The organism is Phaeobacter sp. HS011 (genome assembly GCF_018101215.1).
GTDB classification, from domain to species: Bacteria; Pseudomonadota; Alphaproteobacteria; order Rhodobacterales; family Rhodobacteraceae; genus Phaeobacter; species Phaeobacter inhibens.
The window spans coordinates 126637-153608 of record NZ_JAGEUF010000008.1 but is presented as its reverse complement, the minus strand read 5'-3'; the positions used below and the strand labels follow the sequence as shown (position 1 = coordinate 153608).

The window sequence follows — 26972 nt, the reverse complement described above, 5'->3', positions numbered from 1 at the left end:
AGGATCAGCGCAGCGGCAGATGGCCCAGGTGGTCGTCGCCGCGTTCCCGCGCCAGTTTCATCTGTTTCTGGCGTTCCCGGAACCGGGTCTTGTCGGCCTCTGAGGTTTCATCGATACAGAGATGGCAGGATACGCCCTGTTCAAAGGCCGGGTTGGCCTTATCTTCGGGCAGAATGGGACGGCGGCAGCCGTTACACAGCTCATGTGGGCCTTCCTGCAATCCATGGCCAACGGAGACCCGGCTGTCAAAGACGAAACAGTCGCCATTCCAGCTGCTGTCTTCTTTCGGCATTTCCTCAAGATAGCGCAGGATGCCACCTTTCAGGTGATAGACATCCTCGACGCCCTGACCAATGAGGAAATTGGTGGATTTCTCGCAGCGGATGCCGCCGGTGCAGAACATCGCCACACGTTTGTTGTGGAACCGGTCCTTGTTCTGCTCCCACCAGGCGGGGAATTCGCGAAAACTCTCGGTCTTCGGGTCGATGGCACCCTCAAAGGTGCCGATGGCGACCTCGTAGTCATTGCGGGTGTCGATCACCACCACATCGTCCGAGCGGATCAGATCATTCCAGTCTTCCGGCTCCACATAGTTGCCGACGCGGGCGCGCGGATCGATGTCCGGCTGGCCCATGGTCACGATCTCCTTTTTCAGCCGCACCTTGATCTTGCCAAAGGGCGGCTTATCGCTGCTGGCTTCCTTCCATTCCAGATCGCTGCATCCCGGCAGTGCCCTGATATGCGCCAGCACCGCATCAATCCCGGCCCGCGGGCCGGCGATGGTGCCATTGATCCCTTCCTGAGCCAGCAGCAGGGAGCCTTTGACCTGCTGTGCATCGCAAAGCGTCAGCAGCGCCGGTTTGATGGCGGCAGGATCGTCGAAACGGGTGAAGTGGTAGAGCGCAGCAATCGTATACATGGCGCCGCTTTACACCAAGCAGACAAGCCGCTGCAAGATGGCGGGCCGCGACATCGGTGCAGCTTTGTTGACGGGTGGGTTTGCGACGCGTACCCCTGTTACCAAAGTTGCGGAGACCCTTATGACCAAAGCCTTGATCGTGATTGATGTGCAGATGGACTTTTGCCCGGGCGGCGTTCTGGCGGTGCCGGATGGGGATCAGGTTGTGGCCCCGATCAATGCGATGATGGCGCAATATGATGCGGTTCTGATGACCCAGGATTGGCATCCCGGCGACCACAGCTCGTTTGCCTCGCAACATCGCGATGCTGCCGAATATGATATGATCGAGATGCCCTATGGCCCACAGGTTCTGTGGCCGGAGCACTGTGTGATCGACAGCGCAGGCGCCCAGTTCCATCCGGATCTGGACCTGCGCGGGGATCTTATCCTGCGCAAAGGTTACCGGCGTGAGATAGACAGCTATTCGGCGTTCTTTGAGAATGACCAGAGCACGGCAACCGGCTTGCACGGCTACCTGCAGGAACGCGGGATTTCGGATGTGACGCTGGTTGGGCTGGCGACTGATTTCTGCGTTGCCTTCTCTGCGCTGGATGCCGCGCGGCTGGGATATGATGTGACGGTTGACCTGACGGCCTGCCGGGCGATTGACCTGGATGGGTCACTGGCGGCGGCCATATCGAAGATGCAGACAGCTGGCGTGCACCTGAGGGATGCCCTTGGGTAAGTTGTTAACGAATTGACGATAATAACAGACTCGTCGTCATCAGGGACCTAGCAAGCAGATGTCGCAGGCCGATGCGCTCAAAAACGGGCCATTAGAAACCTACAACAGGCGATACAGCCAGCGCGGGCTGCTCAACCGGTATGCGGATGGGCGGCGCCAGTACTTTGTCTATCGCCAGATGACGATGGCGGGGCTTTCGGCGCTGATCGGGCTGTTGACCTTTCCGCTGGTTGGTCTGCTGGTCTTTCTCGTTGCCTTTTTTGGGGACATGCTGGACACGGTCTACCTCGCCCGGGCTACGCCCATAGGGGAGAATGGGCGCTTTCGGCAGGTGCAGGTGATCAGTGGGATCACCGCCGCAATTCAGGCCCTGTCACTCGCGTTTTTGGCCTGGTCACCATCGGTCTTCATGCATTCTGCCGATCACCTGCATCAGGCCCATGCCACGCCGCTTTTCACCGTAGGTATCCTGATCGGTGCGGCCATCAATGCCACCGTGATCCTGCCCTACAATGTGCCTGCTGGTATCACGCGGCTGGCAGTTTATGGCCTGACACCGCTGGTCGCGATCACGCTTGAATCCATCATCGAATCCGGCGGCGGTATGGATGAGGTGCAACTGTTCCAGATCGCGGGTCTGGGGGTGCTCTACTTCAGTGTCTTCTTCTTTGTCAGTTTCATCGTCGGTCGTTACAACCGCAGCCGCAAGAACACTCTGGCCATGGCGCTGCAGCATAAGCAGCTCGCTCAGATCAATGCAAAGCTGCAGGCCCAGCAACTGCAATCCCAGCGGCTGGCTCTGGTGGCGGAAAATGCCAACGACAGCGTGTTTCTCATGGATGAGAAAGGCCGGATCAGCTGGGTGAATGAGGCGTTTACCCGGATCACTGGCTATCGCTACGATGAGGCGATCGGCAAAATGCCGGGCGCGTTGCTCAACGGGGATGACACCGATATGGCGGTGGTGCGGGCGCTGGAGAAGGGGCGTGCCACTGGCAAACCCTTCCGGCTGGAGATCTGCAACCGGCGCAAGGATGGCCAGCTGCTCTGGCTGGAGACCAATCAGGTGCCGATGCTGCGCGACGATGGCACGGTGGAAACCATCATTGCCGTCGAACGCGATGTCACCGCCGCCAAACAATATGAACAGCAGCTGAAAGATGCCCGGATCGCGGCGGAGGAGGGCGCCCGGGTGAAATCCGAATTCCTCGCCACCATGTCCCACGAAATCCGGACCCCGATGAATGGTGTCATCGGCATGGCGCAGATGCTGGAACGCACCCAGCTGGATGAGGAACAGAAACTCTATGCCGACACCATCCTCGGCTCGGCCCGTACCCTTCTGTCGTTGATCAACGATGTGCTTGATCTGTCGAAGATGGACGCCGGCGAGGTGATCCTCAGCGAGGTGGATTTCGATCTGCCCGCCTGTTTCCAGCAGACCTTGCAGCTGTTTGAACCGCAGGCACAGGAGAAGGGCATCACCCTTGATCTGAATATTGCACCCGACGTGCCGCGCATCATCAACGGCGATGACCGGCGCCTGCGTCAGGTGCTGCTGAATCTGGTCGGCAATGCGGTGAAATTCACCGACACCGGCGGCGTAGGGGTCGCAGTCACGACCAGCCGCGTGGGCGACAGATTGCGCTTGCGCTTCTCTGTGACCGATACCGGCATCGGCATTGCCAAGGAGAAGCAGGATCAGATCTTTGAACGCTTCTCTCAGGCGGATGCAGCCATCACCCGACGGTTCGGGGGCACCGGTCTGGGTCTCACCATTTCGCGCCTGCTGTGCGAGGCGATGGGCGGCGAGATCGACGTCACCTCAGACCCGGGCAAAGGGTCCTGTTTCTCGGTGCATCTGCGGATGCAGCCCGCCACCGGGGCCAACCTCGCCGAGGTTGCGGCCAGCGCCCAGCAGGCGGGCCGGTCCCTAGAGGGGCTGCGCATCCTCGTGGCGGAGGACAACAGGATCAACCGCCTTCTTGTGGAGAAATACCTGCAGGATGAACCTGTGACGCTCGAATTTGCCGTAGACGGGGCGGAGGCGCTGGAGAAAACGCCTGATTTTGCCCCCGATGTGATCCTGATGGATATGTCGATGCCGGTGATGAACGGGCTGGATGCCACTCGCAATATCCGCGAGATGGACATTCGTCAGCCGGTGATCGCGGCGCTGACCGCCAACGCCTTTGACTCCGACCGTGAGGCCTGTCTGAAGGCAGGTATGGATGATTTTCTCAGCAAACCGATCAATCGCGATGATCTGCTAGCGGTCCTGCGCAAACATTGTCCGGCAGAGGGACGCAGCGCCGCGGTCTGATTTCCTTTGCTCCCGGCTGCGGGCTGTTTTATCAACCATTGAAACACGATGGATGAGGCCGCCTGTGGACATTGCAACCCGCGTCTATAACCACAAGTGGAAGATCGATCCGATCGTGCGATCCCTGATCGACACGGATTTCTACAAACTGCTGATGTGCCAGTCGGTGTTTCGCAATCATCGCGACACCCATGTGCGGTTTTCACTTATCAACCGTTCCAAACATATCCCGCTGGCGGATCTGATCGACGAGGGAGAGCTGCGCGAGCAGTTGGATCACATCCGTTCCCTGTCGCTGTCTCGCGGCGAGAGCACCTGGCTGCGCGGCAACACCTTTTACGGCAAACGTCAGATGTTCCGCTCTGATTTCATGGAGTGGTTCGAGGGGCTGCGCCTGCCGCCTTACCATTTGGAACGCAAGGGCGACCAATATGAGCTGACATTTGAGGGCAAATGGCCCGAGGTCATGCTCTGGGAGATCCCGGCGCTTTCTGTGCTAATGGAATTGCGCAGCCGCGCGGTGATCAACAGCATGGGCCGGTTTGAACTGCAGGTGCTTTACGCCCGCGCCATGACCCGTGTCTGGGAAAAAATCGAACAGCTCCGCGACATCGACGGCCTCAGCATTGCCGATTTCGGCACCCGCCGTCGCCACGGGTTTCTCTGGCAGGATTGGTGCGTGCAGGCCATGATGGAGGGGCTGGGCGACAAATTCACCGGCACTTCGAACTGCCTGATCGCGATGCGTCGCGAGGTGGAGGCCATCGGCACCAACGCGCACGAACTGCCGATGGTTTATTCCGCGCTTGCGGAGGATGACATGGCCCTTGCGCAGGCGCCATACGACGTGCTGTCCGACTGGCATGATGAACATGAGGGCAATCTGCGCATCATCCTGCCCGACACCTATGGCACCAGGGGCTTCCTTGATCGCGCGCCGGACTGGCTGGCGGGGTGGACCGGCATCCGTATCGACAGCGGCGATCCGGCCAGCGGCGCGGAAACCGCCATTCGCTGGTGGCAGGACCGCGGCGAGGACCCGCAGGACAAACGGGTGATCTTCTCCGATGGGTTGGATGTGGCCAAGATCAAGGAACTGCACGCGCAGTTCTCCGCCCGGACCAAAGTGTCCTTTGGCTGGGGAACCCTGCTGACCAATGACTTCCGTGGATTGGTGCCAGATGATGCGCTGGCCCCCTTCTCGCTGGTGTGCAAGGCCGTATCCGCTGACGGCAACCCCACGGTGAAACTCTCCGACAACCCGGAAAAGGCGATGGGTACAGCGGCCGAAATCGACCGCTACAAACGGGTGTTTGGTGTGGGAGAGCAGCAAAGCCAGGCGGTAATTGTCTAGCAATACTTCGCGTATTTTGCGGCCTGTCTGGCAAGGTTCCCAACAAGTTGCGGCAACAGGTCTGCCCCAATGTTTCGCACGCGAAACAATTGGGCAGATCCTATGACCTAAACGTCGGGGTCAATCTAGCCGTGATAAGCCGCGACAGTTTTCAGCTGCGAAAACCCATAAAGCGCCTCAAAGCCTTTCTCGCGCCCGTGGCCGGATTTTCCGACCCCGCCAAAAGGCAATTCAACCCCGCCGCCTGCACCATAGTTGTTGAGGAAGACCTGACCCGCGCGCAGGCGTTTTGCCAGCCGCATCTGGCGGGCGCCGTCACGGGTCCAGATGCCCGCAACCAGCCCGTAGTCGGTGCTGTTGGCAATCCTGACCGCCTCTGCCTCATCCTCAAACGGGATCAGCACCTGCACCGGGCCAAAGATTTCTTCCTGCGCCAGCGGATGATCTGCGACAACATCGGCAAACAGGGTTGGGCGCACATAGGCGCCCGTGTCGCTGGCCTCCTCACTCAGCACGCCCTGGCCCGCGATGGTCAGGTCCGCGCCCTTGGCCAGATAGCCCTCGACGATTTCTTTCTGGCGGGTTGAAATCAGCGGTCCCAGACGCAGGTCGGACAGGGCCGGCCCCACGGTCAGCTGGCTGTAGGCCGCGGCCATCGCGGCGCGCACCTGATCGTAGACACCCCGCTGCACCAGAATACGCGAAGCGGCGGAACAGGTCTGGCCTGCATTCTGGATCCCTGCGTTCACCAGAAACGGCAGGGCGGGCTCCAGATCGGCATCGTCAAACACCAGCTGCGGAGACTTCCCGCCCAGTTCGAGGGTGACCGGCACCACATTGGCCCCTGCCGCCTGCTGCACCAGCGCGCCGGTTCTGACCGACCCGGTGAAGGAGATATGATCAACGCCCGGATGCCCCGCCAATGCCGCGCCAGCCTCGGCGCCGATGCCCGGAACCACGTTCAGCGCGCCTGCGGGCAACCCGGCCTCCACCGCGATATGGGCAAAGGCAAGCGCGGTCAGGCAGGCTTCCTCGGCGGGTTTCAGAACACAGGCGTTGCCCATGGCAAGCGCCGCCCCGACAGAGCGTCCAATGATCTGCATCGGGTAGTTCCAGGGCACGATATGCCCCGTCACCCCATGCGGTTCGCGCAGGGTGTAGACGGTATAACCGGCCTGATAGGGGATGGTCTCGCCATGCAGCTTGTCCGCCGCGCCGCCGTAGAATTCCAGATACCGCGCCAGCGCCACCGCATCGGCACGCGCCTGTGTCAGCGGTTTGCCGACGTCCATCGCCTCCAGCTGGGCGAGGGTATCGACACGTTCCAGCACCATCTGGCCCATCCGGGTCAGAAGCCGCCCGCGTTCCGTCGCGGTCATCCCGCCCCAGGGACCATCCAGAGCGGCGCGGGCGGCCGCAACAGCGGCGTCAATATCGCGGGCGTCACCTCGCGCAATCTGGCAGAGGGGGCTGCCATCCGACGGGTTTGTCAGCGGCAGGGTTCCTCCACCGGCAGGCGCCTGCCAGCTGCCATCGATCAGGCAGAGTGCAGGATCAAACCAAAGAGGTGCTGCATCAGTCATTCTGGTCTCCTGCAATGTAGAAACTGTAGCTCTTGACCTGATGGTCCGTGAAGGGCGCGCCGTCGCGCAGTTGCTCGACCCCCTTGAGGGCGCTGAGACAGGTGCCCCAGAACGCCACCGCATTGGGCGAGCCTGCGGAAATCCCCATGCGCCAATAGCCGGGAAATTCGGCGAAGATCAGGCTGGCGGCTGCATGGCCGTGCCCCAACCTGCGATAGGCGGGATCAATGGCAAACTCCGACAGCTCACGGCGATCATCAGGCAGGTTGAGCACGATGGCAAACCCGATGCGGTCCTCCTCCTGACGGATCCAGAAAGCGGTCACATCCTTGCGGTGCAGCATCTGGCCTGCACGCTCGCTCGGGTCGATCCGCAGGTTTGGGGCAATTTCGGAGTAATACCGCGTCAGCGCCGCTGCAAGTCGCGCCCGTTCGCGCGGCAGGATCAAGGTCAGTCGAAAGCTCATGCCGCCCCCGTTGCCAGATCGGGCAGCACCGGGGCGGCGGCGATCAGGGATGTTGTGTATGGATGCTGCGGGTCTGCAAAGAGGTCTTCGGTCTTGCCGTGTTCCACGATCTGACCTTTTTGCATGACCAGACAGCGGTCGGTCATGCTGCGCACCACATGCAGGTCGTGGCTGATGAACAGATAGCTGAGCCCATAGGCGCTGCACAGCTCGGCCATCAGATCGAGGATCTGCGCGCGCACGGAGACATCCAGTGCCGAGACCGCCTCATCAAACAGGATCAGCTCCGGCCGGGTGATGAGCGCGCGCGCAATGGCGATGCGCTGACGTTGGCCGCCGGAAAACTGGTGAATATAGCGACCTGCATCATCGGGGTTGAGGCCTACGGCACTTAGCGCCTCTGCCACGCGGTCGTCCCGCTCCTGCCCGGTTGGGGCATCAGGAACCCCGTGAAAGGGTTCGGTGATCAGCCGTGCCACCCGGTGCCGCGGATTGAAGCTGCCGAAGGGGTCCTGAAACACCACCTGCATCTTGCGCCGCTGCTCAGCGGTCAACCCTTTGCCCGAAAGCGGGGTGCCATCCAGCAGGATCTCCCCACCTTGCAGCGGTTCCAGCCCCAGAATGGCGCGGGTCAGGGTGGATTTCCCGCAGCCGGATTCGCCCACCAGCCCCAGCCGTTCGCCACGATGCAGGGCAAAACTGACGTGATCCACCGCGCGCATCTGTTCGGCGGGTGCAAACAGACGTTTGCGCGGCAGGGGATAGTCACGCACCGCGTTGCGCACCTCCAGAAGGGGCGTGTCCTGCGGATGGGTATCCACCGCCGGGGGCAGGTCGGCCTGATGGTTCGAGGCGGCAAAGAGTTTCTGAGTATAGGGATGGCGGCGATTGGCAAGGAGCTGCGCCGTGCTGCCGGTCTCGACCACCTCGCCCTTGCGCATGACGATGATGCGATCGGCCATATCGGCGACAACCGCCAGATCATGGGTGATGATGATCATCCCCATCCCGTAGTCCCGCACCAGATCACGCAGCAGATCAAGGATCTGCGCCTGCGTTGTCACATCCAGTGCGGTGGTCGGTTCATCCGCTATGAGGAGCGTCGGCCGCATGGCGATGGCCATGGCGATCACCACCCGCTGACGTTGCCCACCGGACAGCTCATGCGGATACCGGCTGAGCGGGAAGCGTTCGGCAGGCAGGCCGACCCGGTCCAGCAGGCTGCGCGCCTCGGTCTCGGCTTCCGCCTTGGTGGCGCTGCTGTGCAGCAGGAGGGTTTCCATCACCTGATCACCGATGCTCTGCACCGGGTTGAGCGCGGTCATCGGTTCCTGAAACACCATGCCGATTTTGCGCCCGCGCAGATCGCACATCTGTTCCTCGCTCAGCGACAGGAGATCCTGGCCCTCAAGGCTCAGATGCCCGGAAAGGCGGGTGCAATTGGGCAAAAGGCGCAGAATGGTCAGCGCGGTCAGGGATTTGCCGGACCCGCTTTCGCCGGTGATGGCGAGGATCTCGCCGGGGTCCACCGACAGGGAGACATCCCGCAGGATCGGAAACGCTCCGATGGAGAGCGACAGGTTGGTAATCTCAAGGAGGGTCATGCGCGGCCCCCCTGCAATTTGGGGTCCAGCCAGTCGCGCAGCCCGTCCCCCATCAGGTTGAGGCCCAGAACGGTGAGGATGATCGCGCAGCCCGGCACCAGCGCCATATGGGGGGCGAGGCTGACCATGGTCTGCGCATCGGCCAGCATCCGCCCCCAGCTGGGCAGGGGTGGCTGTGCGCCAAGGCCGACGTAGCTGAGACCCGCCTCGGCCAGAATGCCAAGCGAGAACTGGATGGTGCCCTGCACGATCAGAAGATTGGCGACATTGGGCAGGATATGTTCGGCGGAAATCCTCGCCGCGCCCTTGCCTGCGACACGGGCGGCCAGAATGAACTCCCGCTGCCAGAGCGACAGCGCCGCGCCGCGGGTGACGCGGGCAAAGACGGGGATGTTGAAGATGCCGATCGCAATGATCGCATTGATCGCACCGGCGCCAAGGATGGCGGTGATCAGGATGGCGATCACCAGCGACGGAAAGGCAAAGACCAGATCATTGGCGCGCATGATGCCTTCGTCCAGCCAGGATCCGCGCTTGGCCGCAGCGGCAAGGCCCAAGGGCACGCCCAGCCCCATGCCGATGCCCACCGCCACCAGTGCCACTGCAATTGAGGTGCGCGCACCAACCATGATCATCGACAGGATATCGCGGCCAAAGTGATCGGTGCCGAGCCAGTGTATGGCGTTTGGGGCTTGTAGCTTGGCGGGGATGTTCATCGCGGTATGGTCGTAAGGCGTCCAGATGAAGGACAGCAGTGCGGCCAGCAGAACCAGCGCGGACAGGACACCGCCAAGGATGAGGCTACGGGTCATCGTGGGCCTCGCGGAGTGCAGAATGGCTGGTGCCCGGCTGTTCCGGGAATGTGTGAGCAATGTGGTTTGTCATGTGCGCCCCCGCAGTCTGGGATCGACCAGCGCATAGGTCAGATCGACAAGGAAATTCACCAGGATCACCGCAAAGACCAGAAGCATCACGACGCTTTCCACCACGATCAGATCACGGGCGGAAATGGCCTGAAACACCAAGCGTCCGAGACCGGGAAGATAAAACACCTGCTCAATGATGATCGCGCCGGCCAGCAGAAAGGAAAACTGCAAGCCGATGATGGTCAGCACCGGGATCAGCGCATTGCGCAGCCCGTGACGCCACAGAGCCTGCCGCTGGCTCAACCCTTTGGCGCGGGCGGTGCGGATGAAATCCTCGCCCAGAATATCGAGTAGGGCCGAGCGCATGACGCGGGCCAGAATAGCCGCCTGCGGCAGGGCGAGCGCAATGGCGGGCAGGGTGAGAGAATGCAGCGCAGCGAGTGGTCCTGCCTCCCAGCCGACAAACCCACCAGCACTGAACCAGCGCAGATTGATGGCGAAGACCAGCACGAGCATCATCGCAAACCAGAAGTTCGGGACAGCGACCCCCAGCTGGGTTGCGCCCATGACGGCGATATCGCCAGTTTTGCCGCGGCGGGAAGCGGCGTAAATGCCAGCGGGCAGGGCAATCAGCGTCGACAGCGTCAGGGCGTAGATCGCCAGCGGCAGCGACACCCAGAGCCGGTCCGCAACCATTTGCGCAACCGGTGTGCGATAGGTGTAAGAGGTGCCGAAATCGCCCTGCAACATACCTGTGAACCAGCTGATGTAGCGACTGAATTTCCCCTCATCCAAACCCAGTTCACTGCGCAGGGCAGCGATGGTATCAGGTTGCGCATTGATTCCCAGCATGAATGACGCAGGATCCCCCGGCGCGATCTCAATCACGAAGAAGATCACCCAAGAGGCAATCACAAGGCTGACGATCAGCGACAGCAGGCGTTTGGCGAAGTAGCGTCCCATTGGCGGCAGGTTAGGGGTGCGCTGGGCGCGGGTCCAGAGCGGCTGGACCCTGAGCTGGAGAAAACGGCAAAAACATTTATTTCCCAGCGCCCTAGCATGACCGTAAAAGGCGAAGCTGTGCGGCTATCGCGCGGCTGTTGCTGCTGTTGGATCTGCGGGGTTTGGCGCAGCACTGTTCCGCGCTATCTCTGGGCGCATGACACAATTCACTGCTGCTCCCACTCGGCCTGCCACCGCTGATACCGCCAGCCCCTTCGGCCCGCTGGAGGCGCCGCTGTTCATCGGCTCGGAGATCTATCGCGGGTCCAGCTATGGGCGGATGCACCCGTTGCGGGTGCCGCGGGTGTCCACGGTGATGGATCTGACGCGGGCGCTGGGCTGGCTGCCTGCGGCGCAGTATCAGACCTCGCCCCGGGCGAAACCGGCGGCGTTGGAACGCTGGCATAGCGCGGAGTATGTCGCCGCGCTTCAGGCGGCGGAGCGAGCGCAGGCGGTGAGCGAAGAGGTGAAGGCGCGCCACCATATCGGGACCATTTCCAACCCGGTGTTCCCGGAGATATTTCGCAGACCCGCCACAGCTGCAGGTGGGTCGATCCTCGCGGGGGAGCGGCTGGCAGACGGCGGCGTGATTTACAACCCGGCGGGGGGCACCCACCACGGGATGCCGGATCGGGCCAATGGCTTCTGTTATCTGAACGACCCGGTGCTGGCGATGCTGTCGCTGCGCCATCACGGTGCAAAGCGGATTGCCTATGTCGATATTGATGCCCATCACGCGGATGGGGTCGAGCATGGCTTTGCCGGTGACCCGGATGTGCTGATGATCTCGACCCATGAGGAGAACCTATGGCCCAAGACCGGTAAGCTGGTCGATGACGCAGGCGGAAGCGCGCTGAACCTGCCGGTGCCGCGCGGGTTCAACGATAGCGAGATGGCCTATGTGCTGGAGGAGCTGATCCTGCCTGCGGTGGCAGATTTTGCGCCTGATGCGGTGGTCCTGCAATGCGGGGCGGATGCGGTCACTGAGGATCCCTTGGCGCATCTGAATCTGTCGAACAATGCGCATTGGTCGGTGGTGGCGGCGCTGCGGCCCCTTGCGCCGCGCTATCTGGTGCTGGGCGGTGGTGGCTATAACCCCTGGTCTGTCGGGCGGCTTTGGACCGGGGTGTGGGCGGTGTTGAACGGGCATGAGATCCCCGACCGCCTGCCTGTCGAAGCCGAGGAGGTTCTGCGGGGGCTGGAATTCAAGGGGCACCGCCTGGGACGCAACCCGCCCGAACATTGGTTTACCACCCTACGTGATGACCCGCGTCCCGGTCCTGTGCGGGAGCAAATCCGCGAGGCTGTGACGCTGCTGCGCAGGCGGCGGGGGCTGCGTTGAGGCCTGACCAAACGGCAACAGCGCCCCGGTACGGGGCGCTGTTATTTGGTCTCTAATACTAGGGAAACGGCCTATTTTGCCCAGCTGACCACTGTCAGATCGGTGGCCTGTGTCGGTGCGTTGGCCCAGAGCCCTTGCAGATCCGCCTTGGCCACGCTGAGCGCGGCGAGCTGGAACAGGTAGCCGTTCACATAGTCGTTGGCGATGATCTCCTGCGCCTGTTGCAGCATCTTGGTGCGGGCGTCGGGATCGGTGGTGCCGGTCAGCTCTGCCATCAGATCCTGGAAGGCGGCGTTGTCATACTGGAAGTAGTAATCGGGCCGGGCGTAGATGCCGATATCCATCGGTTCGGTGTGGCTGACGATGGACAGGCCAAAATTCTTGCCCCGGAACACGGTTTCCAGCCACTGCGCCCATTCGACGTTGATGATCTCGGCGGTGATGCCAACCTCGGCCAGTTGGGCGGCGATGATCTCACCACCCCGGCGCGCGTAAGAGGGCGGCGGCAGGTGCAGTGTGGTGGTAAAGCCATCGGCCAGACCGGCCTCGGCCAGGAGGGCGCGGGATTTCTCCGGGTCATGGGCGCTGGTGCCGGTCAGATCGACATAGGCCGGGTTGTGGGGCGCGAAATGACTGCCGATCGGGGTGCCGTAGCCAAACATCGCGCCATCAATGATGGCCTGACGGTCGATCGCATGGGCCACAGCCGCGCGGACCTTGGGGTTGTCGAAGGGCGCCTGCTTGTTGTTGATCGACAGGATCGTTTCCCCCTCGGTCGAGCCGATGAGCACCTGAAACCTTGGGTCGGCCTCAAACTGGGGCAGATTCTCTGGCGCGGGAAAGGCGGAAAATGCATCGATATCCTCGGCCATCATCGCGGCAAAGGCGGCGGTCGGATCAGAGATGAATTTGAAGGTCGCCGCGCTGAGCGCCGGGGCCTCACCCCAGTAATCCGGGTTGCGGGCAAGATCGATGCGGTCGCCCTGCACCCAGTTGGTGAAGGTGAAGGCGCCAGTGCCGACGGGGGCGGTCTTGATCGTGTCGATTGTTTCGGGGGCCACGATGACCGCATCCCCCCATGCGAGGTTGAACAGAAGGTTGCCGTTGGGCTGTGACAGAGTGAGCTTCACTGTCAGCGGATCAACGACATCCACACTGGCGATATCGGCGAACAGTGCTTTCTGGGCGTTTGTGCTATCCTCGGCGCGGGCGCGGTCGAGGCTGAATTTCACATCCTCGGCGTCCATCGTGGACCCATCATGGAAGGTTACGCCGTCTTGCAGGGTGAAGGTGTAGGTCAGCCCATCCTCTGAGATCTCCCAGCTTTCGGCAAGGCCCGGCACAACCGAGCCATCGCCCATGAAGCGGGTGAGCCCTTCAAAGACGTTGGAATAAAGCACCTGGTCGATGGCGCCAGCTGCTGCGCTGGTGGGGTCCAGATGCGGCGGTTCCAGCTGCAGGGCGACGGTGACGGTGTCGCGCGCGGCGGCGGCGCCCGCCAGAATGGCCAGCGCGGAACTGGCGGCAAACAGGAATGGCAGTCGTGTCATCGGTGGTGTCTCCCTACTGTGGTGGCCGTCTTTTGTGACCTTTCGGAAAACTGTTCCGCATTTTCCGTCAGGTAATCAAGCTTGACGGGACATTTCGCCCCCTAGAAGCGCGCAGCGTAAATTGCTAGCGGTGCGCAATGCGAACGGAGAGGACAGCATCATGAGTGCAACGGCCCGCAAAATGGCACCCAATGCCGAGGATATTCGCGCCCGCAAAGGCGGCACCCCGCTGGTGAGCCTGACCGCCTATACCACACCGATGGCGCAATTCATGGACGGTCATTGCGATTTTGTGCTGGTCGGCGACAGCGTCGGGATGGTGCTGCATGGCTTGCCCTCAACTCTGGGCGTCACGATGGAGATGATGATCCTGCACGGGCAGGCCGTGGCGCGTGGGTTGAGCCAGGCGATGATGGTGATCGACATGCCCTTCGCCAGCTATGAGGAGGGCCCGCAGCAGGCGTTTCGCAATGCCGCCCGGCTGATGGCGGAAACTGGCGCAGGAGCGGTGAAGCTGGAGGGGGGTGTTGAGATGGCGGAAACCATCCGCTTTCTCGTGAAACGTGGCATTCCGGTGATGGCGCATATTGGCCTGACGCCACAGTCGATCAACACGCTTGGCGGCTATAAGGTGCAGGGCCGGGACGCGCAGGCCGATGCCGTGCTGGCGGATGCCCATGCGGTGGCGGATGCGGGCGCGTTTTCCGTCGTGCTGGAGAAGGTGCCGCAGGGGCTGGCCGATCGGATCACCGCTGAGGTGGCGATTCCGACCATTGGTATTGGGGCCAGTGCCGGCTGTGACGGTCAGATCTTGGTTGTGGATGACATGCTGGGGTTTTTCACCGCCTTTAAACCGAAGTTCGTGAAACGCTATGCCGACCTCGGCCCCTTGGCAGAGGCCGCGATTTCCGAGTATGCAGCCGAGGTGCGCACGCGCAGTTTTCCGGCGCCCGAACATGTGTTTGCAGACCAGGCCCCGGTTGCCGCCAAGACGGCAGCGCCTAAGGCCTCGCAAAAGGACTGACCCCATCATGACTGCCCCGATTCTGCGCCGCTTGAGCGATTTGCGCGCGTTGCATTCCGACTGGCGCCGCGAGGGTGCCCGTATTGGTCTGGTGCCCACAATGGGTGCGCTGCACGAGGGCCATCTGTCGCTGGTCGCTGCAGCCAAGTCCGCCTGCGACCGGGTCATTGTCACGATTTTCGTGAATCCCAAGCAGTTCAACAATGCCGAGGATCTGGCGAAATATCCCCGCACGGAACTGGCGGATGCGGAAAAGCTGGCCCCCTACGGGGTCGATGCCATCTATGTGCCCGACCCGGATCAGATTTACCCCGAAGGCTATGCCAGCACTGTGTCGGTGGCGGGGCTGACGGATGTGCTGGAGGGCGAGTTTCGTCCGGGTCATTTCGATGGTGTGGCCACGGTGGTCGCCAAGCTGTTCCTGCAAAGCGGTGCAGATCACGCGTTTTTTGGCGAGAAGGACTATCAGCAGCTGATGGTTGTCACCCGCATGGCGCGGGATCTGGATATTCCGATCACCGTGCAGGGTTGTGCTACGGTGCGCGAGGCATCCGGGCTTGCCATGTCCTCGCGCAATTTGCGGCTGTCACCTGAGGCGCTGGGCAAGGCTGGGCAGCTCTATCCGGTGCTGCGGGATCTGGCCGATCAGCTGCAGACGGGGGCGGCTTTTGAAGATCTCCTCCCAGTGGCCAAGGCGCATCTGGCAGAGGCCGGGTTTGGTGAGCTGGAATACCTGGATCTGCGCTGCGCCGAAACGCTGGAGCCTTTGTCGCGCCCTGATCGTCCGGCCCGTCTGCTGGTCGCGGCATGGCTGGATGGCATCAGGTTGATCGACAATATCGCGGTTGATCAACTAAATGATTAGTAGGGGCTGGTAGCGATAGCACTTTTGCGTCTAATCTCTGCCCCAAACGACCCAGGGGAGGGGCAAGATGACGTATATTCTGGCGATAGATCAGGGCACAACCTCGACCAGAGCGATCCTGTTTGATGACAGGATGCAGGCGCAGGGCTCGGCTCAGCAGGAGTTTGCTCAGCATTTCCCGCAGGCGGGCTGGGTAGAGCATGATCCGGAGGATCTGTGGACCTCAACGCTGGATGTCTGCCGCAAGGTGATGGCAGAGCAGGGCGTCACGGCGGCGGATATTGCCGGGATCGGCATTACCAATCAGCGTGAAACCACGGTGGTCTGGGATCGTCACAGTGGCAAACCGATCCACAACGCCATTGTCTGGCAGGACCGTCGCACCAGCCCGATCTGCGAAGAGCTGCGAGCGGCAGGACATGAGGACAGCGTGCGCCAGAAAACCGGGCTGCTGCTGGATCCCTATTTCTCGGGCACCAAGTTGAAATGGATTCTGGACACGGTGCCGGACGCTCGCGCCCGCGCTGAGGCCGGGGATCTGCTATTCGGCACTGTCGACAGTTTCCTGATCTGGCGCCTTACGGGCGGTGCGTCGCATGTGACCGATGCCACCAATGCTGCGCGGACGCTGATGTATGACATTCGCAAGGGTCGTTGGAGCAGCGAGATCTGTGGTTTCCTCGGAGTGCCGCGCGGAATGCTGCCCGAGGTGAAGGATTGCGCCGCCGATTTTGGCACCACCAAAGGTGAATTTCTTGGGGGTGAAATTGCCATTCTGGGCGTTGCTGGCGATCAGCAGGCGGCCACCATCGGACAGGCCTGTTTCCAGCCGGGTATGATGAAATCGACCTATGGCACGGGCTGTTTCGCGCTGCTGAACACCGGTGATACGCCGGTTGTGTCGCAAAACCGGATGCTGACCACCATCGCCTATCAGCTGGACGGCGCGCCGACCTATGCGCTGGAGGGCTCGATCTTTATCGCCGGCGCGGCGGTGCAATGGCTGCGGGACGGCTTGGGCATTATCGGCTCAGCCCAGGAAAGCGGTGCCCTGGCGCGCAATGCGGATCCCGGTCAGGACGTCATTCTGGTGCCGGCCTTTACCGGGTTGGGTGCGCCTTATTGGAAACCCGATTGCCGGGGCGGCATGTTTGGCCTGACCCGCAACTCGGGACCGGCGGAATTTGCACGCGCAGCACTGCAAAGCGTGGCCTATCAGACCCGTGACCTGTGGGAGGCGATGCGGGCTGACTGGGATGGTGAGAGCCTGGTCACCCTGCGGGTGGATGGTGGCATGAGTGCCAGCAATTGGACCATGCAGAGCCTGGCGGATCTCCTTGGGGCGGCAGTGGATCGTCCGGTGATGCAGGAAACCACCGCGTTGGGTGCGGCCTGGCTGGCGGGGATGCGGGCGGGGGTCTATCCGGATCAGGCGGGCTTTGCCGAGACCTGGGCGCTGGACCAGCAGTTCACCCCGGAGATGGACGAAGACCGACGCAGCGCCGCCTATGCGCGCTGGAAGCGTGCGGTAGACGCGGTGATCGGGGTCTGAGGCGTGGCCGCAGGCGGGCGCTCCCGCCTGCTCCGTCACAGTCGTGGACTGTGCCTGCACAGTTGGGGGTGGCGCCGCGTGATGCGCGGCGTTTTCTTTTGCTGATAAGCGGTTTGCGGGCAGGCCTGCCCGCAAACGCGCCATATCGATGGTGATGGCGCCGATCCGCGCCTCAAGGGTGACCCGTGCCTGTGGCACGGCGGCTGTGCCGCCCTTGACCCACCGCGCGGCGCCCGGTCGCCTCAGTTGATGCGGGTGCCTGCTGGTATGGTGCGGGGGCGGGCGTTCAGCTCCTCGATCGAGAAACCGGCGATGGATTTGTATTTTGCCGCATGGGCCGCAAGGTCCGCCTGCGGGATTACATCGCCGATATTGCTGAAATCACCACCGCAGAGATCTTCGACCTGTTGCAGCACGCCATCCGGACCACCGCCTGCGCGATTGGCCAGAGCGACGGCTGTGGTCACCGGGCGGACAGCCGCCTCATAGGCGCTGAGGGCCTGCGGATTGATGCCATGGGCCAGCATCTGCGCGCCAATGATGCGGGCGTCGACAATGGCTTGGCTGGCGCCGTTGGAGCCGACGGGATAGGTCGGATGGGCGGCGTCCCCCATCAGGCTGACTGGCCCATCCTGCCAGCGGGGCAGCGGATCGCGGTCCACCATCGGGTATTCATAGACGGTTTCGGCCCCTTTGATCAGCGCGGGGACATCAATCCAGTCGAAATGCCAATTGGCAAAATCCGGCAGGAAGTCACTGATGTCTGCCGCGCGGTTCCAGCTTTCACGTTTCCAGGGGGCGGATGGGTCGAATTGTTTTTCCGCAATCCAGTTGATTGTGGCGCTGCCATCGGCCTCCGGCGTGCTGATGGGATAGGCGACGAGGCGCAGCTGGTCGTGACCGATCATCGCCATCGCCGCGCCCCCATGAAAGGCAGGCGCGCGAGTGGTGGCGCGCCACAGGATGCGCCCATTCCAGATCGGTGCGCCCTCATCCGGATACATCTGGGCGCGGATGGCGGAATGGATCCCATCAGCGGCGATCAGCAGATCACCACGGGCGGTGCGGCCATTCTCCAGATGCAGGCAGACGCCCTGATCCGAGGTGTCGTAGCTGGTGGCGCGCGCGCCGGTGGTCAGGACGCTGCTGCCTGCGCGCTGGAGGAGCGCGTGGTAGAGCATCATCTGCAACGCGCCGCGATGGACGGAAAACTGGGGCCAACGGTAGCCTGCAGCCTCACCGCGCGGTTCCTCCCAGATGGTCTTTCCGAGCTTGGAGTAAAAGCCCAGTTGCCGGGTGCGCACACCGATGGCGGAGAGCTCGGCCTCAAGCCCCAGATCAAAGAGTTCGCGCACCGCATTGGGTTGCAGGTTGATGCCGACGCCCATCGGCTTCAGCGTTTCGGTGGCCTCATAGATGTGAAACGGCACGCCCAATTCGTGCAGGGTGAGGCCAAGCGTCAGCCCGGCGATCCCTGCGCCTGCAATCATCACCGTCATCTGGCTCTCCCACTTCCTGCGCGCTTTGCGGCATTAGAACCATGCCGCGAGAGGCAGAACAAGATGGGTAAATGCCGCGGTTAGAGCCGAATACACGCGGCTATCCATCCTCGCTGCTGCCGAGGCTGAGGTCAGGACCAAAGATCACGTCGGAGTAGCTGTTGAGATAGATCTTGAGCCAGGGGGTGAAGCGATCCGGGTGGCGCTGCACCTCCGCCAGGAGGTCATGATAGTCGACCCAGCGGGTCTCCATCACCTCTTCCGGGTTTGGCGCGAGATCCGGCACGCGATGGGCATGGGCCAGGAACACATCGACCACCTCATGTTCGATCAGCCCGTTGCCGACATCGGCGCGGTATTCCAGATGATGACGGAACTCGGGATATAGCCCGGTGATGCCCAGCTCTTCTTCCATGCGGCGGACCGCGCAGGCCGAGGAGGCCTCGTCCCATTGCGGGTGGGTGCAGCAGGTGTTCGCCCAGAGACCAGGGGTGTGGTACTTGCCCAGAGCGCGGCGCTGCATCAGGATCTCGCCGCCCTTCACCACAAAGACCGAGACGGCTTTGTGCTTCAGCCCCTGTTCATGGGCGGCCAGCTTATCAACCGGCGTCAGGGTGCCATTCACCCAGGCGGGAATCTTGTGGGTCATTGCAGGAACTCGCAAGGATTGAGCAAGGAGGCTGGCGGCCAAGCCACTGGGCCGGGCGCACAGGATCGGGCAGATATGGTGGTCATCAGTTGGAGATCAATCCCACAAACGAGGCTGCCCGGATCGGCGGGTGAGTGGATGCAGGGGCAGAAGGCCTGCGCGGGACGGTCAATATCGCAGAGAAATATGAAAATCAATTGTGCGAAAAGCCGCGGCCGGGGGCGCGCGGCTTTTGCCAGTTTGTCTGAACAGAGAAGATCAGTTGGTTGCGGTCTCTTCCGTGGTGGTCTCTGCCTCGGTTTCGGCAGCATCCGCAGGACCATGCAGCGCGAGGAATGCGTAGATATCTTCCGCGCCTTTCTTCAGGCGGAAGGACATTTTGGACTTGGCTTTCTTGTCGCCGAGGGTGTCACGCAGGAAGGCTTTGGGGTCGGCGGTATAGGCGGTGAAGGAGGCTTCGTCCCAGGCCAGGCCTGCTTCGCCCGCAGCGACCATGTCCTTGCCGTATTTGTAGCCCTCATAGGTGCCGGCGGTGCGGCCCACGACGCCCCAGAGGTTCGGGCCGGTCTTGCCGCCCTTGACGATCACGTCACCGCTGTCGGAGACAACCATGTGGCAGGATTTGCATTTATTGAAGCCCTTTTCGCCCTTGTCGGCGTCGCCTTCGGCAAAGGCAGGGGCCGCAATCAGGCCCAGGGCTGCTACAGCAGTCAGAAGTTTCATTTCGCTTGCTCCAATATTGAGTTGGCTTGGTCAATACGCGCGTGATCCGGCGCGGAGTCAAACGGGCGTATTGCCGCGTCCGCTCTCTGCTATACGCTCAGCCCGACTAATTGTATCTGATCTGCCTCAGGTCAAGGTTGGGGGCGACCGAAGGGTCAACTCTTCTGCCAGCAAGGCAGCAGGTCGCCCGGTTCGGGACAGGCCAGGGCGGCGGCGCGGGCGATGGCGCGGCTGAGACAGAGGGCTGCGGCGTGGCCGATTTCGCCCAGATCAGCGCCGAGTTCGCCACCTGTGGTGGCCGCACCCGGATCGCCGGTGCTGACGGCAAAGACGAGGTCGCCGTCGCCGGGGGAATGGGCCGGAACGATCGCCCGCCCGATCCCGTCATGGGCGGCAATGGCGAGACGCTGGCATTGCGATTTGGTCAAAGGCGCATCGGTTGCGACAATGGCAATGGTGGTGTTGCTGCCCTCGGCTGGGATCTCTGCGTCGGCGGCCAGTTTCTGCATTGAGGCGAGTTTCAGGCTGGGGGCGGGGGCGGTGAACCCTGAGGCCGGGTCCACACCCGCACCACCGAATTCACCGTCGATCTCAAAAGGGGCGGCCCAGAAATGACGATCCCCCGGCGTGGTGACAGAGCCAAGCGGATTGGCCGCCACCAAGGCGCCCACGGTGGTGCCATCCGGCAGCACAAGGGAGGCCGACCCAAGCCCGCCCTTCACCCGTGCGGCCAGGGCGCCGGTGCCCGCCCCGGCGGTGCCGAGGGCGAACTGGCGGTCTGCGGCCTCATAGGCGGCACGGCCGAGGGCAGAATAAGGGTTCTCTGCCCAAGCCTTGTCACCGCCGTTCAGGAGATCAAAGAGGATGGCGCCCGGCACGATAGGCACCCGCGCTGGCCCCACGGCAAAGCCGCGCCCGGCGGCGTGCAATCCGGCCACCACGCCGGAGCAGGCATCAAGTCCGAAGGCCGAACCGCCAGATAGCACCAACGCATCAATCTGGGCGACGGATTTGTCCGGCGCCAATAGGTCGGTTTCGCGTGTCCCCGGGGCGCCGCCCATCACATGCACCCCGGCGGTGAAGGGCTGATCGGCGGTCAGCACCGTGGTGCCGGATTTCAAGCGCCGGTCTTCGGCATTGCCGACCTTGAGGCCGGGCACATCGGTGATCAGGTTCAGGGGGCCGGGTCGCATGGGGTGTGTCCTTTGTCGTTGGCTCTGTGAGGCCTGTAGCAGGAGCGCGCTGGCGCGCGCGGCCTCCGGCGGGAGTATTTGGGGAAAGATGACGGGCCGGCCGGATGCCACAGGGAGGCCGTCAGATGCAGCGGCCGCCGTCGACCTCAAGCGCGACGCCGGTGACCATGCTGGCCTCATCCGAACAGAGATAGCAGGCGGCATTCCCCATATCCTCGGGCGTGGAGAAGCGGCCGATGGGGATGGTGGAGAGGAATTTCGCGCGCACCTCTGGCGTGTCCTCCCCCATGAAGGTTTTCAGCAGCGGGGTTTCGCCCGCAACCGGGTTGATGGCATTGACGCGCACCCCTGCGGGGGCGAGTTCCACTGCCATGGTGCGGGTGGCCGTAATCATCCAGCCCTTGGAGGCATTGTACCAGTTGAGGTTCGGGCGCGGCGATACCCCGGCGGTGGACGCCACATTGAGGATCGCACCGGACTGACGGGATTTCATATGCGGCACCAGTGCGCGGGCGGTCAGGTAGACCGATTTCATATTCACCGCAACGACCCGGTCGAAGTCCTCCTCGCTGACATCTTCGAGTGGGGTGGGCAGATGACTGACACCGGCGTTGTTCACCAGAATATCGACCTGACCAAAGTGATTGAGTGCGGCCTGCGCCATCTGATCGACCGAGGCGCGGTCAGAGACATCGACTGTCTGGGCGATGGCCCGGTCGGGTCCATAGGTTTCGCTGGCGTCGGACGCAGCCGCAGCGGCGGCATCGGCATTGATGTCCGCGATCATCACCCGCGCGCCTTCCGTCAGGAATTTGGTGACGATCCCGGCACCAAAGCCCGAGGCCCCGCCGGTTACAATGGCGCATTTCCCTGCCAGCCGCATATGCTCTCTCCCCGATTGACTTTGCGGCAGCTTGGCCGAGAGCAGGGGCCAGTGCAATCGCCTGTCTTAATCTGGGTCGATCTTACCGCGCGTCGCTTTGACATCACTGCGTTGGCGTTTGGCATCAAGGCGGCGGCGCACTGAGCCGCGTGTGGGTTTGGTGGCGATGCGGCGCTTGGGGGCAACCAGGGCCTGGCGGATCAGCTCGGCCAACCGCTCACGCACCAGATCGCGGTTGCGCTGCTGCGAGCGGGTTTCGTCACATTGCAGGATGATCGCGCCATCCTTGGTCCAGCGACGGCCCGCCAGCCGTTTCAGGCGGGATTTCACTGCAGGTGTCAGCGCCGGGGAGCGTGCGGCCTCGAACCGCAGTTCAACGGCTGAGGAGACCTTGTTGACGTTCTGCCCACCGGGACCGGAGGCGCGCATAAAGCTCTCGGTCAATTCCCAATCCTGTAGGGCGATGGTGTCGGTGATACGCAACATGGGGCGGACCATACTGCGGTGATTGGCGAAGGTCCAAGCGAAAGCCGGGGCTGCGTTGGGCACTGTGGACTGCGTGTCACGCAAAAAGGGCCGCCCCTTGCGAGGCGGCCCTTTCCGAAAGTTTGTAAGAGCAAAGGCAGGTTAGGGTGCGAGACCCAGCCGGATGGCTGCTGCCAGAGAGGGCTGCCTCAGAGGCCCGCCGCTCCGGTTGTTGCTACGCATTGCTCCAATACCTTTCTGGACACTGGATCACCTCCTTTTCTCTTTGTTTCCGTTACTCAGGATGGTGGCACGGAACGGAAGGATCTCCAAATAAAAAAACCAAAGTGTCAGTTTGCGGTGGCCTGTGGTCGTGTCAAACGGGCCACAATCAGGCGGAAGGGGATCAGGGCCAGGAGGGCCAGACCGACCTTAACGCCCCAATCCGCAACGGCGAGCGACACCCAGAGCGGGGCCACGGGACCGGTGCCAAGGACCGGCAGCATCTCAGCGGCCCAGCTGACGTCATTGCCGGGTTCCAGCCAGACCAGAGCGCCGGAAAACGCGATGCTGAAGAACAGCGCGGTGTCGACGGAGGCACCAATCAGGGTGGAGGCCAGCGGCGCGCGCCACCAGGCACCCTTGCGCAGGGCGGCAAAGATCGAGACATCCAGCAGCTGGGCCGTCAGGAAGGCCAGACCAGAGGCAATGGCGATACGCAGGGTCACGAGAGGACCGAATTCGCCCATGATCTGCGTGCCGATCAGCGAGCAGATGACGCCGACGACAAAACCGGCCAGCACCACTTTGCGGGCGGGGCCGGTGCCGTAGACGCGGTTGGTCACATCGGTCACGAGAAAGGCGATAGGGTAGGTGAAGGCGCCCCATGTCAGCCACTGGCCAAACAGGAATTGCACCAGAATGTTGGAGGCCACGACAATGGCGGCCATGGCAAGGATGCCAGGTAGATAAGAACGTGTCATTTTGTAGTCCGTTTTTTAGACAAGGTCGCGGAGACTTGTTTCGCCAATGCGAAAGATCAGGCCCAATAGCGGAAAAGCCGCAGTTTGGGCAAGGGTTTTGTCGGGATTGGCGCCTGTATTGGTCTCTGTGCGAGGCCTGTGATGACCTAGTCGGGGAGGCGGTATTCCACCAGTTCAGTGCGTTGCAGCGATTTGAAATTGTCGTCCGACACCATGGTTGCGCGCAGGGCGCCGCTTTGGTCACGCCAGATCGACACACCTTCCAGATTGTCGTGCAGCCCGAGGCCGGTTTCCAGCAGAGTGACCTCGCCGGTGATGCCGTCGGGACCAATATCCCAGCGTCGCAGGCGGCTGCGAAAGCCGATCAGACCAAAGTTGCGCTCCAGCAGGTAGAACCGGCCATCAGGACCGAAATCCGCCCCCACGGGCAGGAAATTGCCCCGGCTAGGCAGCACGAAGGGACGGTCCCAGCGGACACCATTCCAGCGCCAGACCGGAATATCGCCGGATGTGGTCAGCGCGCGTTCCGGCAGGGTGTAGAGGTGGCCTTTGCTGTCGATGGCCAGCGCTTCGAGCGCCTTGTTCAGGGGCAGGCGGCGGAAGGCCTTGGGACGGGGCAAGACCTCGGCGCGGCTGTCACCCCTGCGGTGGCGGGCCACGCGCGATACCCCTTCGAAGGAGATGAAGAGGGTGCCGTCACGCGCCACGGCGAGACCTTCGGCATCGACGATCCGCCCGCGCAGGATCGCGCCGTCTGATGCGCGCAGCTTATGGGCCTCGGTCGGGGTCACCGCCTTGATCGGCTGCATCGCACCCGGGCTGCGCTCAATACGGGCGGTGACGATGGTGGCGCGGTCGCTGACCACAGTCATCTTTCGCCCATCCGGTGACAGGGAGAGCGCGGAGAACCCACCAAACCATTTGGCCGGGTGGGTCCAGCGATAAGCTGCGATGAACTGCGCCCCGCCGGGCTGGGCGGCTGAAGCGACAGGGCGATAGGCCACCAGCGCGGTCAGGGCCAGTCCAAGGGCGGTTACGACGCCGAGGCTCAGTTTGATTGCAGAACGGCGGCGCATTGCTGAGGCAGATCCGATAGAGTGTGCTCGCGCCGTGGCTTAGGCCGGGGCGCATTGGGGTCGCGGGGTTTCGGTGGCGGCGGGCTCAGGATGTCCTTGACCCATTGGCGGGCATCGTCGCAGCCATCGCCGCGGGGGGGCGGATCCTGATTGACACAACCACGGGCACCATCAGGGCATTTCAGCCGCACATGGAAGTGATAGTGGTGGCCGTACCATGGCCGGATTTTACGCAGCCAGTCCCGGTTGCCTTTCTCATCGTTGCACATCTGAACCTTGGCCCCCGGGAAGACAAAGATCCGGGCGACGCGATCATCCTTGGCTGCGGCGCGCAGGATGGCATGATGCTGAGGGGTCCAGTTGGAATTGGTATAAGCGCCCTTCGCCCGGCGCAGGGAGATCGACGAGATCTTTTCGCGTTCGGCGACGGACAGATCAAGACGCTTGGCCGGCAGCATCCAGATATCGGCATCCAGCCCCATTTGATGACTGCGGTGACCCGACAGCATCGGCCCGCCGCGCGGCTGGCTGATATCGCCGACGTAGAGGCCGTTCCAGCCGCTTTGACGGGCGGCGACACGGCTCAGATCTTTGATGAAGTCGATGGTTTCAGGGTGGCCCCAGTTACGATTGCGCGACAGGCGCATGGCCTGCCAGGTCGGGCCGGTCTGGGGCAGCTGCTCTGCGCCGGCAACGCAGCCCTTGGCGTAGGAACCATGCGGCGCTGGTTTCTGGGCCGAACCGTTGCGCTTGGCGCCGAACAGCTGTTTGGCGGGCACGCCCGTGTCGGCAGAGCGGCTGACCACGGGGGCCACTGTGGGCGAGCGGCTGTCTCCGGCGGGACCGCAGGCGGTTAACAGGAGGGCGGTGAGGGTGATGTATCGACTGAACTTCAACTCAGGTCTCCTTCTGCATTGACCCAGCGCAGAACGATGAGCCCGATAATGAACAATAGAATAACCGGTGCAATGCCGAGGCGGGCGCTGCCGGTGAGTGTCGTGGCAATTCCGATCAGGGCCGGTGCCAGAAAGGCTGTGGCGCGACCCGAAAGACCATAAAGGCCAAACGCCTCGGTGGCGTTTTCAGGGGTGGTGTGGCGCACCATGAGGCTGCGGCTGGCGGCTTGCAGGATGCCCCCAAAACCGCCGATCAGCACACCGCAGGCAAAGAAAACCGTGTCGGGCAGGCCGGACCCTGCGGCGAGGGTCACGCCAAAGAACTGTTCGCGTGACATGTTCACGACCAGGAAACACACGGCCGTCAGAATCAGAATTGACAGGGTGATAACGGGTTTTGGGCCAAACCGGCGATCTGCGAGGCCGCCCAGCCAACTAAACAGCGCCGAAGAAATCACCGCGATAATGCCGAAGACGCCGATCAGGGTGATTTCCCAGCCCAGCACCAATCGCGCATAGATCCCGCCAAAAGCATAAAGCCCATTCAGTGCATCACGGTAGAGCATCGATGAAATCAGATAGCCGGTCAGGCTGGCGCGGTGGCGCAGGTTGGCGATGGCGCGCCCGACAGAGCGGATCGCATCGCCAAACCGCCCGCGCGCGCCGGTGATGGCATCGTCACGCACCCAGCGGAAATAGGGGATAATGAAGATAGAAAACCAGATTGCCGTCAGCGGGCCTGCGGCACGGGTGCCTTCGCGCAGCGCCGCATCCAGTCCCAGAATGGGGTCAATCCCGATCAGGGTTTTTCCGTCGGCCTGCTCAACAAACAGCGTCAGCATCAGAAACAGCGCAATCACCCCGCCAAGGTATCCGATGGCAAATCCGGTGCCGGAGATGGTGCCGACGTCTTCTTTGTTGCCAAGCGAGGGCAACTGCGCATTGACGAAGATCAGTGCAAATTCGGCCCCGATAAAGCCAAAACCAAAACTGATGAGCATCCACCACAGGTTCGAGCCGCCGGGATCCATGAACCACAGCCCCCAGGCGCCGGTGATATACATCAGCGAAAAGACCATAATCCACGGAAGCTTGCGCCCGGAAATATCGGCAAGCGCGCCCAAGAACGGCCCGCCAAGGCCGATCATCAGGCCGGTGATGGTCAGGCACATCGACCAGACGGTCTGCGCCTGTGCCTTTGCGGCCTCATCCGCGAGCCCTTGGGTGAGGTAATAATCGGCGGCAACCGCAGCAAAGAAAGGCGCAAAGACAAAGGTCACCAGCAGGGTGTGATAGGGCTGACTGGCCCAATCAAAGGCCCACCAGCCCCAGATGCGCTTGCGCATGGAAATCTGCGTCATGCCTCGTCTTCCCTCGCCCGATGCCTGTCGTGGTCTTTTGTCGTTACCTTTCGGTATGACAGGCCGG

At 62.4% G+C, this 26972-nt stretch carries 24 protein-coding genes; 7 read left to right on the top strand and 17 right to left on the bottom strand.

The features are described from left to right. Positions 1–4: 4 nt before the first annotated feature. Complete coding sequence (locus J4721_RS16145) at positions 5–919, bottom strand: rhodanese-related sulfurtransferase (protein WP_211003158.1); 915 nt, start codon at positions 917–919, stop codon at positions 5–7. Positions 920–1040: 121 nt separating this feature from the next. Here J4721_RS16145 and pncA point away from each other — a divergent pair, with 121 nt between their 5' ends. The 3 genes from pncA to pncB all read left to right on the top strand — a co-directional run bounded on the left by pncA (position 1041) and on the right by pncB (position 5323). After that, complete coding sequence (pncA, locus tag J4721_RS16140; protein WP_211003156.1) at positions 1041–1646, top strand: bifunctional nicotinamidase/pyrazinamidase; 606 nt, start codon at positions 1041–1043, stop codon at positions 1644–1646. A 58-nt stretch (positions 1647–1704) separates the two neighbouring features. After that, entirely contained in the window at positions 1705–3969 is a 2265-nt protein-coding gene (locus tag J4721_RS16135) for a PAS domain-containing hybrid sensor histidine kinase/response regulator (protein ID WP_211003154.1), read from the top strand. Between the two features lie 64 nt (positions 3970–4033). Further along, the gene (gene pncB / locus J4721_RS16130; protein WP_211003190.1) at positions 4034–5323 is read left to right on the top strand and encodes a nicotinate phosphoribosyltransferase; all 1290 of its coding nucleotides are present in this window, start codon (positions 4034–4036) and stop codon (positions 5321–5323) included. 125 nt (positions 5324–5448) lie between these two features. Here the strand turns inward: pncB and J4721_RS16125 are convergent, their stop codons facing one another. From J4721_RS16125 to J4721_RS16105, 5 genes are all read right to left on the bottom strand, one after another. Then, positions 5449–6906 carry an aldehyde dehydrogenase family protein gene (locus J4721_RS16125; protein ID WP_211003152.1) on the bottom strand — a complete coding sequence of 486 codons (1458 nt, stop codon included), beginning with the start codon at positions 6904–6906 and terminating at the stop codon, positions 5449–5451. Next, positions 6899–7372 carry a GNAT family N-acetyltransferase gene (locus J4721_RS16120; RefSeq protein WP_014873211.1) on the bottom strand — a complete coding sequence of 158 codons (474 nt, stop codon included), beginning with the start codon at positions 7370–7372 and terminating at the stop codon, positions 6899–6901. Before J4721_RS16120 ends, J4721_RS16125 begins: the two co-directional genes overlap by 8 nt. Continuing rightward, on the bottom strand, positions 7369–8976 hold the full coding sequence (locus J4721_RS16115; protein ID WP_211003136.1) for an ABC transporter ATP-binding protein: 1608 nt from the start codon (positions 8974–8976) through the stop codon (positions 7369–7371). Before J4721_RS16115 ends, J4721_RS16120 begins: the two co-directional genes overlap by 4 nt. Then, positions 8973–9788, bottom strand: a complete 816-nt coding sequence (locus tag J4721_RS16110) for an ABC transporter permease (protein WP_102857722.1) — start codon at positions 9786–9788, stop codon at positions 8973–8975. The genes J4721_RS16115 and J4721_RS16110 overlap by 4 nt, the downstream gene beginning before the upstream one ends. 69 nt (positions 9789–9857) lie before the next feature. Beyond that, positions 9858–10805, bottom strand: a complete 948-nt coding sequence (locus J4721_RS16105; RefSeq protein ID WP_102869293.1) for an ABC transporter permease — start codon at positions 10803–10805, stop codon at positions 9858–9860. A 196-nt stretch (positions 10806–11001) separates the two neighbouring features. On the opposite strand from J4721_RS16105, the gene J4721_RS16100 reads away from it, so the two are divergent. Further along, positions 11002–12186, top strand: coding sequence for an acetoin utilization protein AcuC (locus J4721_RS16100; protein WP_211003135.1), 1185 nt, complete (start codon positions 11002–11004; stop codon positions 12184–12186). A 71-nt stretch (positions 12187–12257) separates the two neighbouring features. On the opposite strand, the gene J4721_RS16095 is transcribed toward J4721_RS16100, so the two are convergent. Next, positions 12258–13736, bottom strand: coding sequence for an ABC transporter substrate-binding protein (locus J4721_RS16095; RefSeq protein ID WP_211003134.1), 1479 nt, complete (start codon positions 13734–13736; stop codon positions 12258–12260). A 160-nt stretch (positions 13737–13896) separates the two neighbouring features. Between J4721_RS16095 and panB the strand changes: the two genes are divergently transcribed. From panB to glpK, 3 genes are all read left to right on the top strand, one after another. After that, positions 13897–14760 carry a 3-methyl-2-oxobutanoate hydroxymethyltransferase gene (gene panB / locus J4721_RS16090; RefSeq protein ID WP_102914317.1) on the top strand — a complete coding sequence of 288 codons (864 nt, stop codon included), beginning with the start codon at positions 13897–13899 and terminating at the stop codon, positions 14758–14760. 7 nt (positions 14761–14767) lie between these two features. Beyond that, on the top strand, positions 14768–15625 hold the full coding sequence (gene panC / locus J4721_RS16085) for a pantoate--beta-alanine ligase (RefSeq protein WP_211003133.1): 858 nt from the start codon (positions 14768–14770) through the stop codon (positions 15623–15625). 67 nt (positions 15626–15692) lie between these two features. After that, on the top strand, positions 15693–17177 hold the full coding sequence (gene glpK, locus J4721_RS16080; protein ID WP_211003132.1) for a glycerol kinase GlpK: 1485 nt from the start codon (positions 15693–15695) through the stop codon (positions 17175–17177). A gap of 242 nt (positions 17178–17419) precedes the next feature. Here the strand turns inward: glpK and J4721_RS16075 are convergent, their stop codons facing one another. From J4721_RS16075 to J4721_RS16030, 10 genes are all read right to left on the bottom strand, one after another. Continuing rightward, positions 17420–18676: a flavin-dependent oxidoreductase gene (locus J4721_RS16075; RefSeq protein ID WP_211003131.1), complete on the bottom strand. Its 1257-nt coding sequence runs from the start codon at positions 18674–18676 to the stop codon at positions 17420–17422. Between the two features lie 100 nt (positions 18677–18776). Continuing rightward, the gene (gene idi / locus J4721_RS16070; protein ID WP_014873221.1) at positions 18777–19325 is read right to left on the bottom strand and encodes an isopentenyl-diphosphate Delta-isomerase; all 549 of its coding nucleotides are present in this window, start codon (positions 19323–19325) and stop codon (positions 18777–18779) included. Between the two features lie 258 nt (positions 19326–19583). Further along, complete coding sequence (locus tag J4721_RS16065) at positions 19584–20048, bottom strand: cytochrome c family protein (RefSeq protein WP_014873222.1); 465 nt, start codon at positions 20046–20048, stop codon at positions 19584–19586. A gap of 155 nt (positions 20049–20203) precedes the next feature. Next, positions 20204–21241, bottom strand: a complete 1038-nt coding sequence (locus J4721_RS16060) for a P1 family peptidase (protein WP_211003130.1) — start codon at positions 21239–21241, stop codon at positions 20204–20206. A gap of 121 nt (positions 21242–21362) precedes the next feature. After that, positions 21363–22124 (bottom strand): SDR family oxidoreductase, encoded by a 762-nt coding sequence (locus J4721_RS16055; RefSeq protein ID WP_211003129.1) that lies wholly within the window; start codon positions 22122–22124, stop codon positions 21363–21365. A gap of 66 nt (positions 22125–22190) precedes the next feature. Beyond that, positions 22191–22610: an alternative ribosome rescue aminoacyl-tRNA hydrolase ArfB gene (gene arfB, locus J4721_RS16050; RefSeq protein ID WP_044040862.1), complete on the bottom strand. Its 420-nt coding sequence runs from the start codon at positions 22608–22610 to the stop codon at positions 22191–22193. A 329-nt stretch (positions 22611–22939) separates the two neighbouring features. Continuing rightward, entirely contained in the window at positions 22940–23572 is a 633-nt protein-coding gene (locus tag J4721_RS16045) for a queuosine precursor transporter (protein WP_102857732.1), read from the bottom strand. A 146-nt stretch (positions 23573–23718) separates the two neighbouring features. Further along, entirely contained in the window at positions 23719–24648 is a 930-nt protein-coding gene (locus tag J4721_RS16040; protein WP_211003128.1) for an esterase-like activity of phytase family protein, read from the bottom strand. Then, positions 24621–25544: a penicillin-insensitive murein endopeptidase gene (gene mepA, locus J4721_RS16035; protein ID WP_014873228.1), complete on the bottom strand. Its 924-nt coding sequence runs from the start codon at positions 25542–25544 to the stop codon at positions 24621–24623. The genes J4721_RS16040 and mepA overlap by 28 nt, the downstream gene beginning before the upstream one ends. After that, positions 25541–26962 (bottom strand): MFS transporter, encoded by a 1422-nt coding sequence (locus J4721_RS16030; RefSeq protein ID WP_371816087.1) that lies wholly within the window; start codon positions 26960–26962, stop codon positions 25541–25543. The genes mepA and J4721_RS16030 overlap by 4 nt, the downstream gene beginning before the upstream one ends. Between the last annotated feature and the right edge of the window lie 10 nt (positions 26963–26972).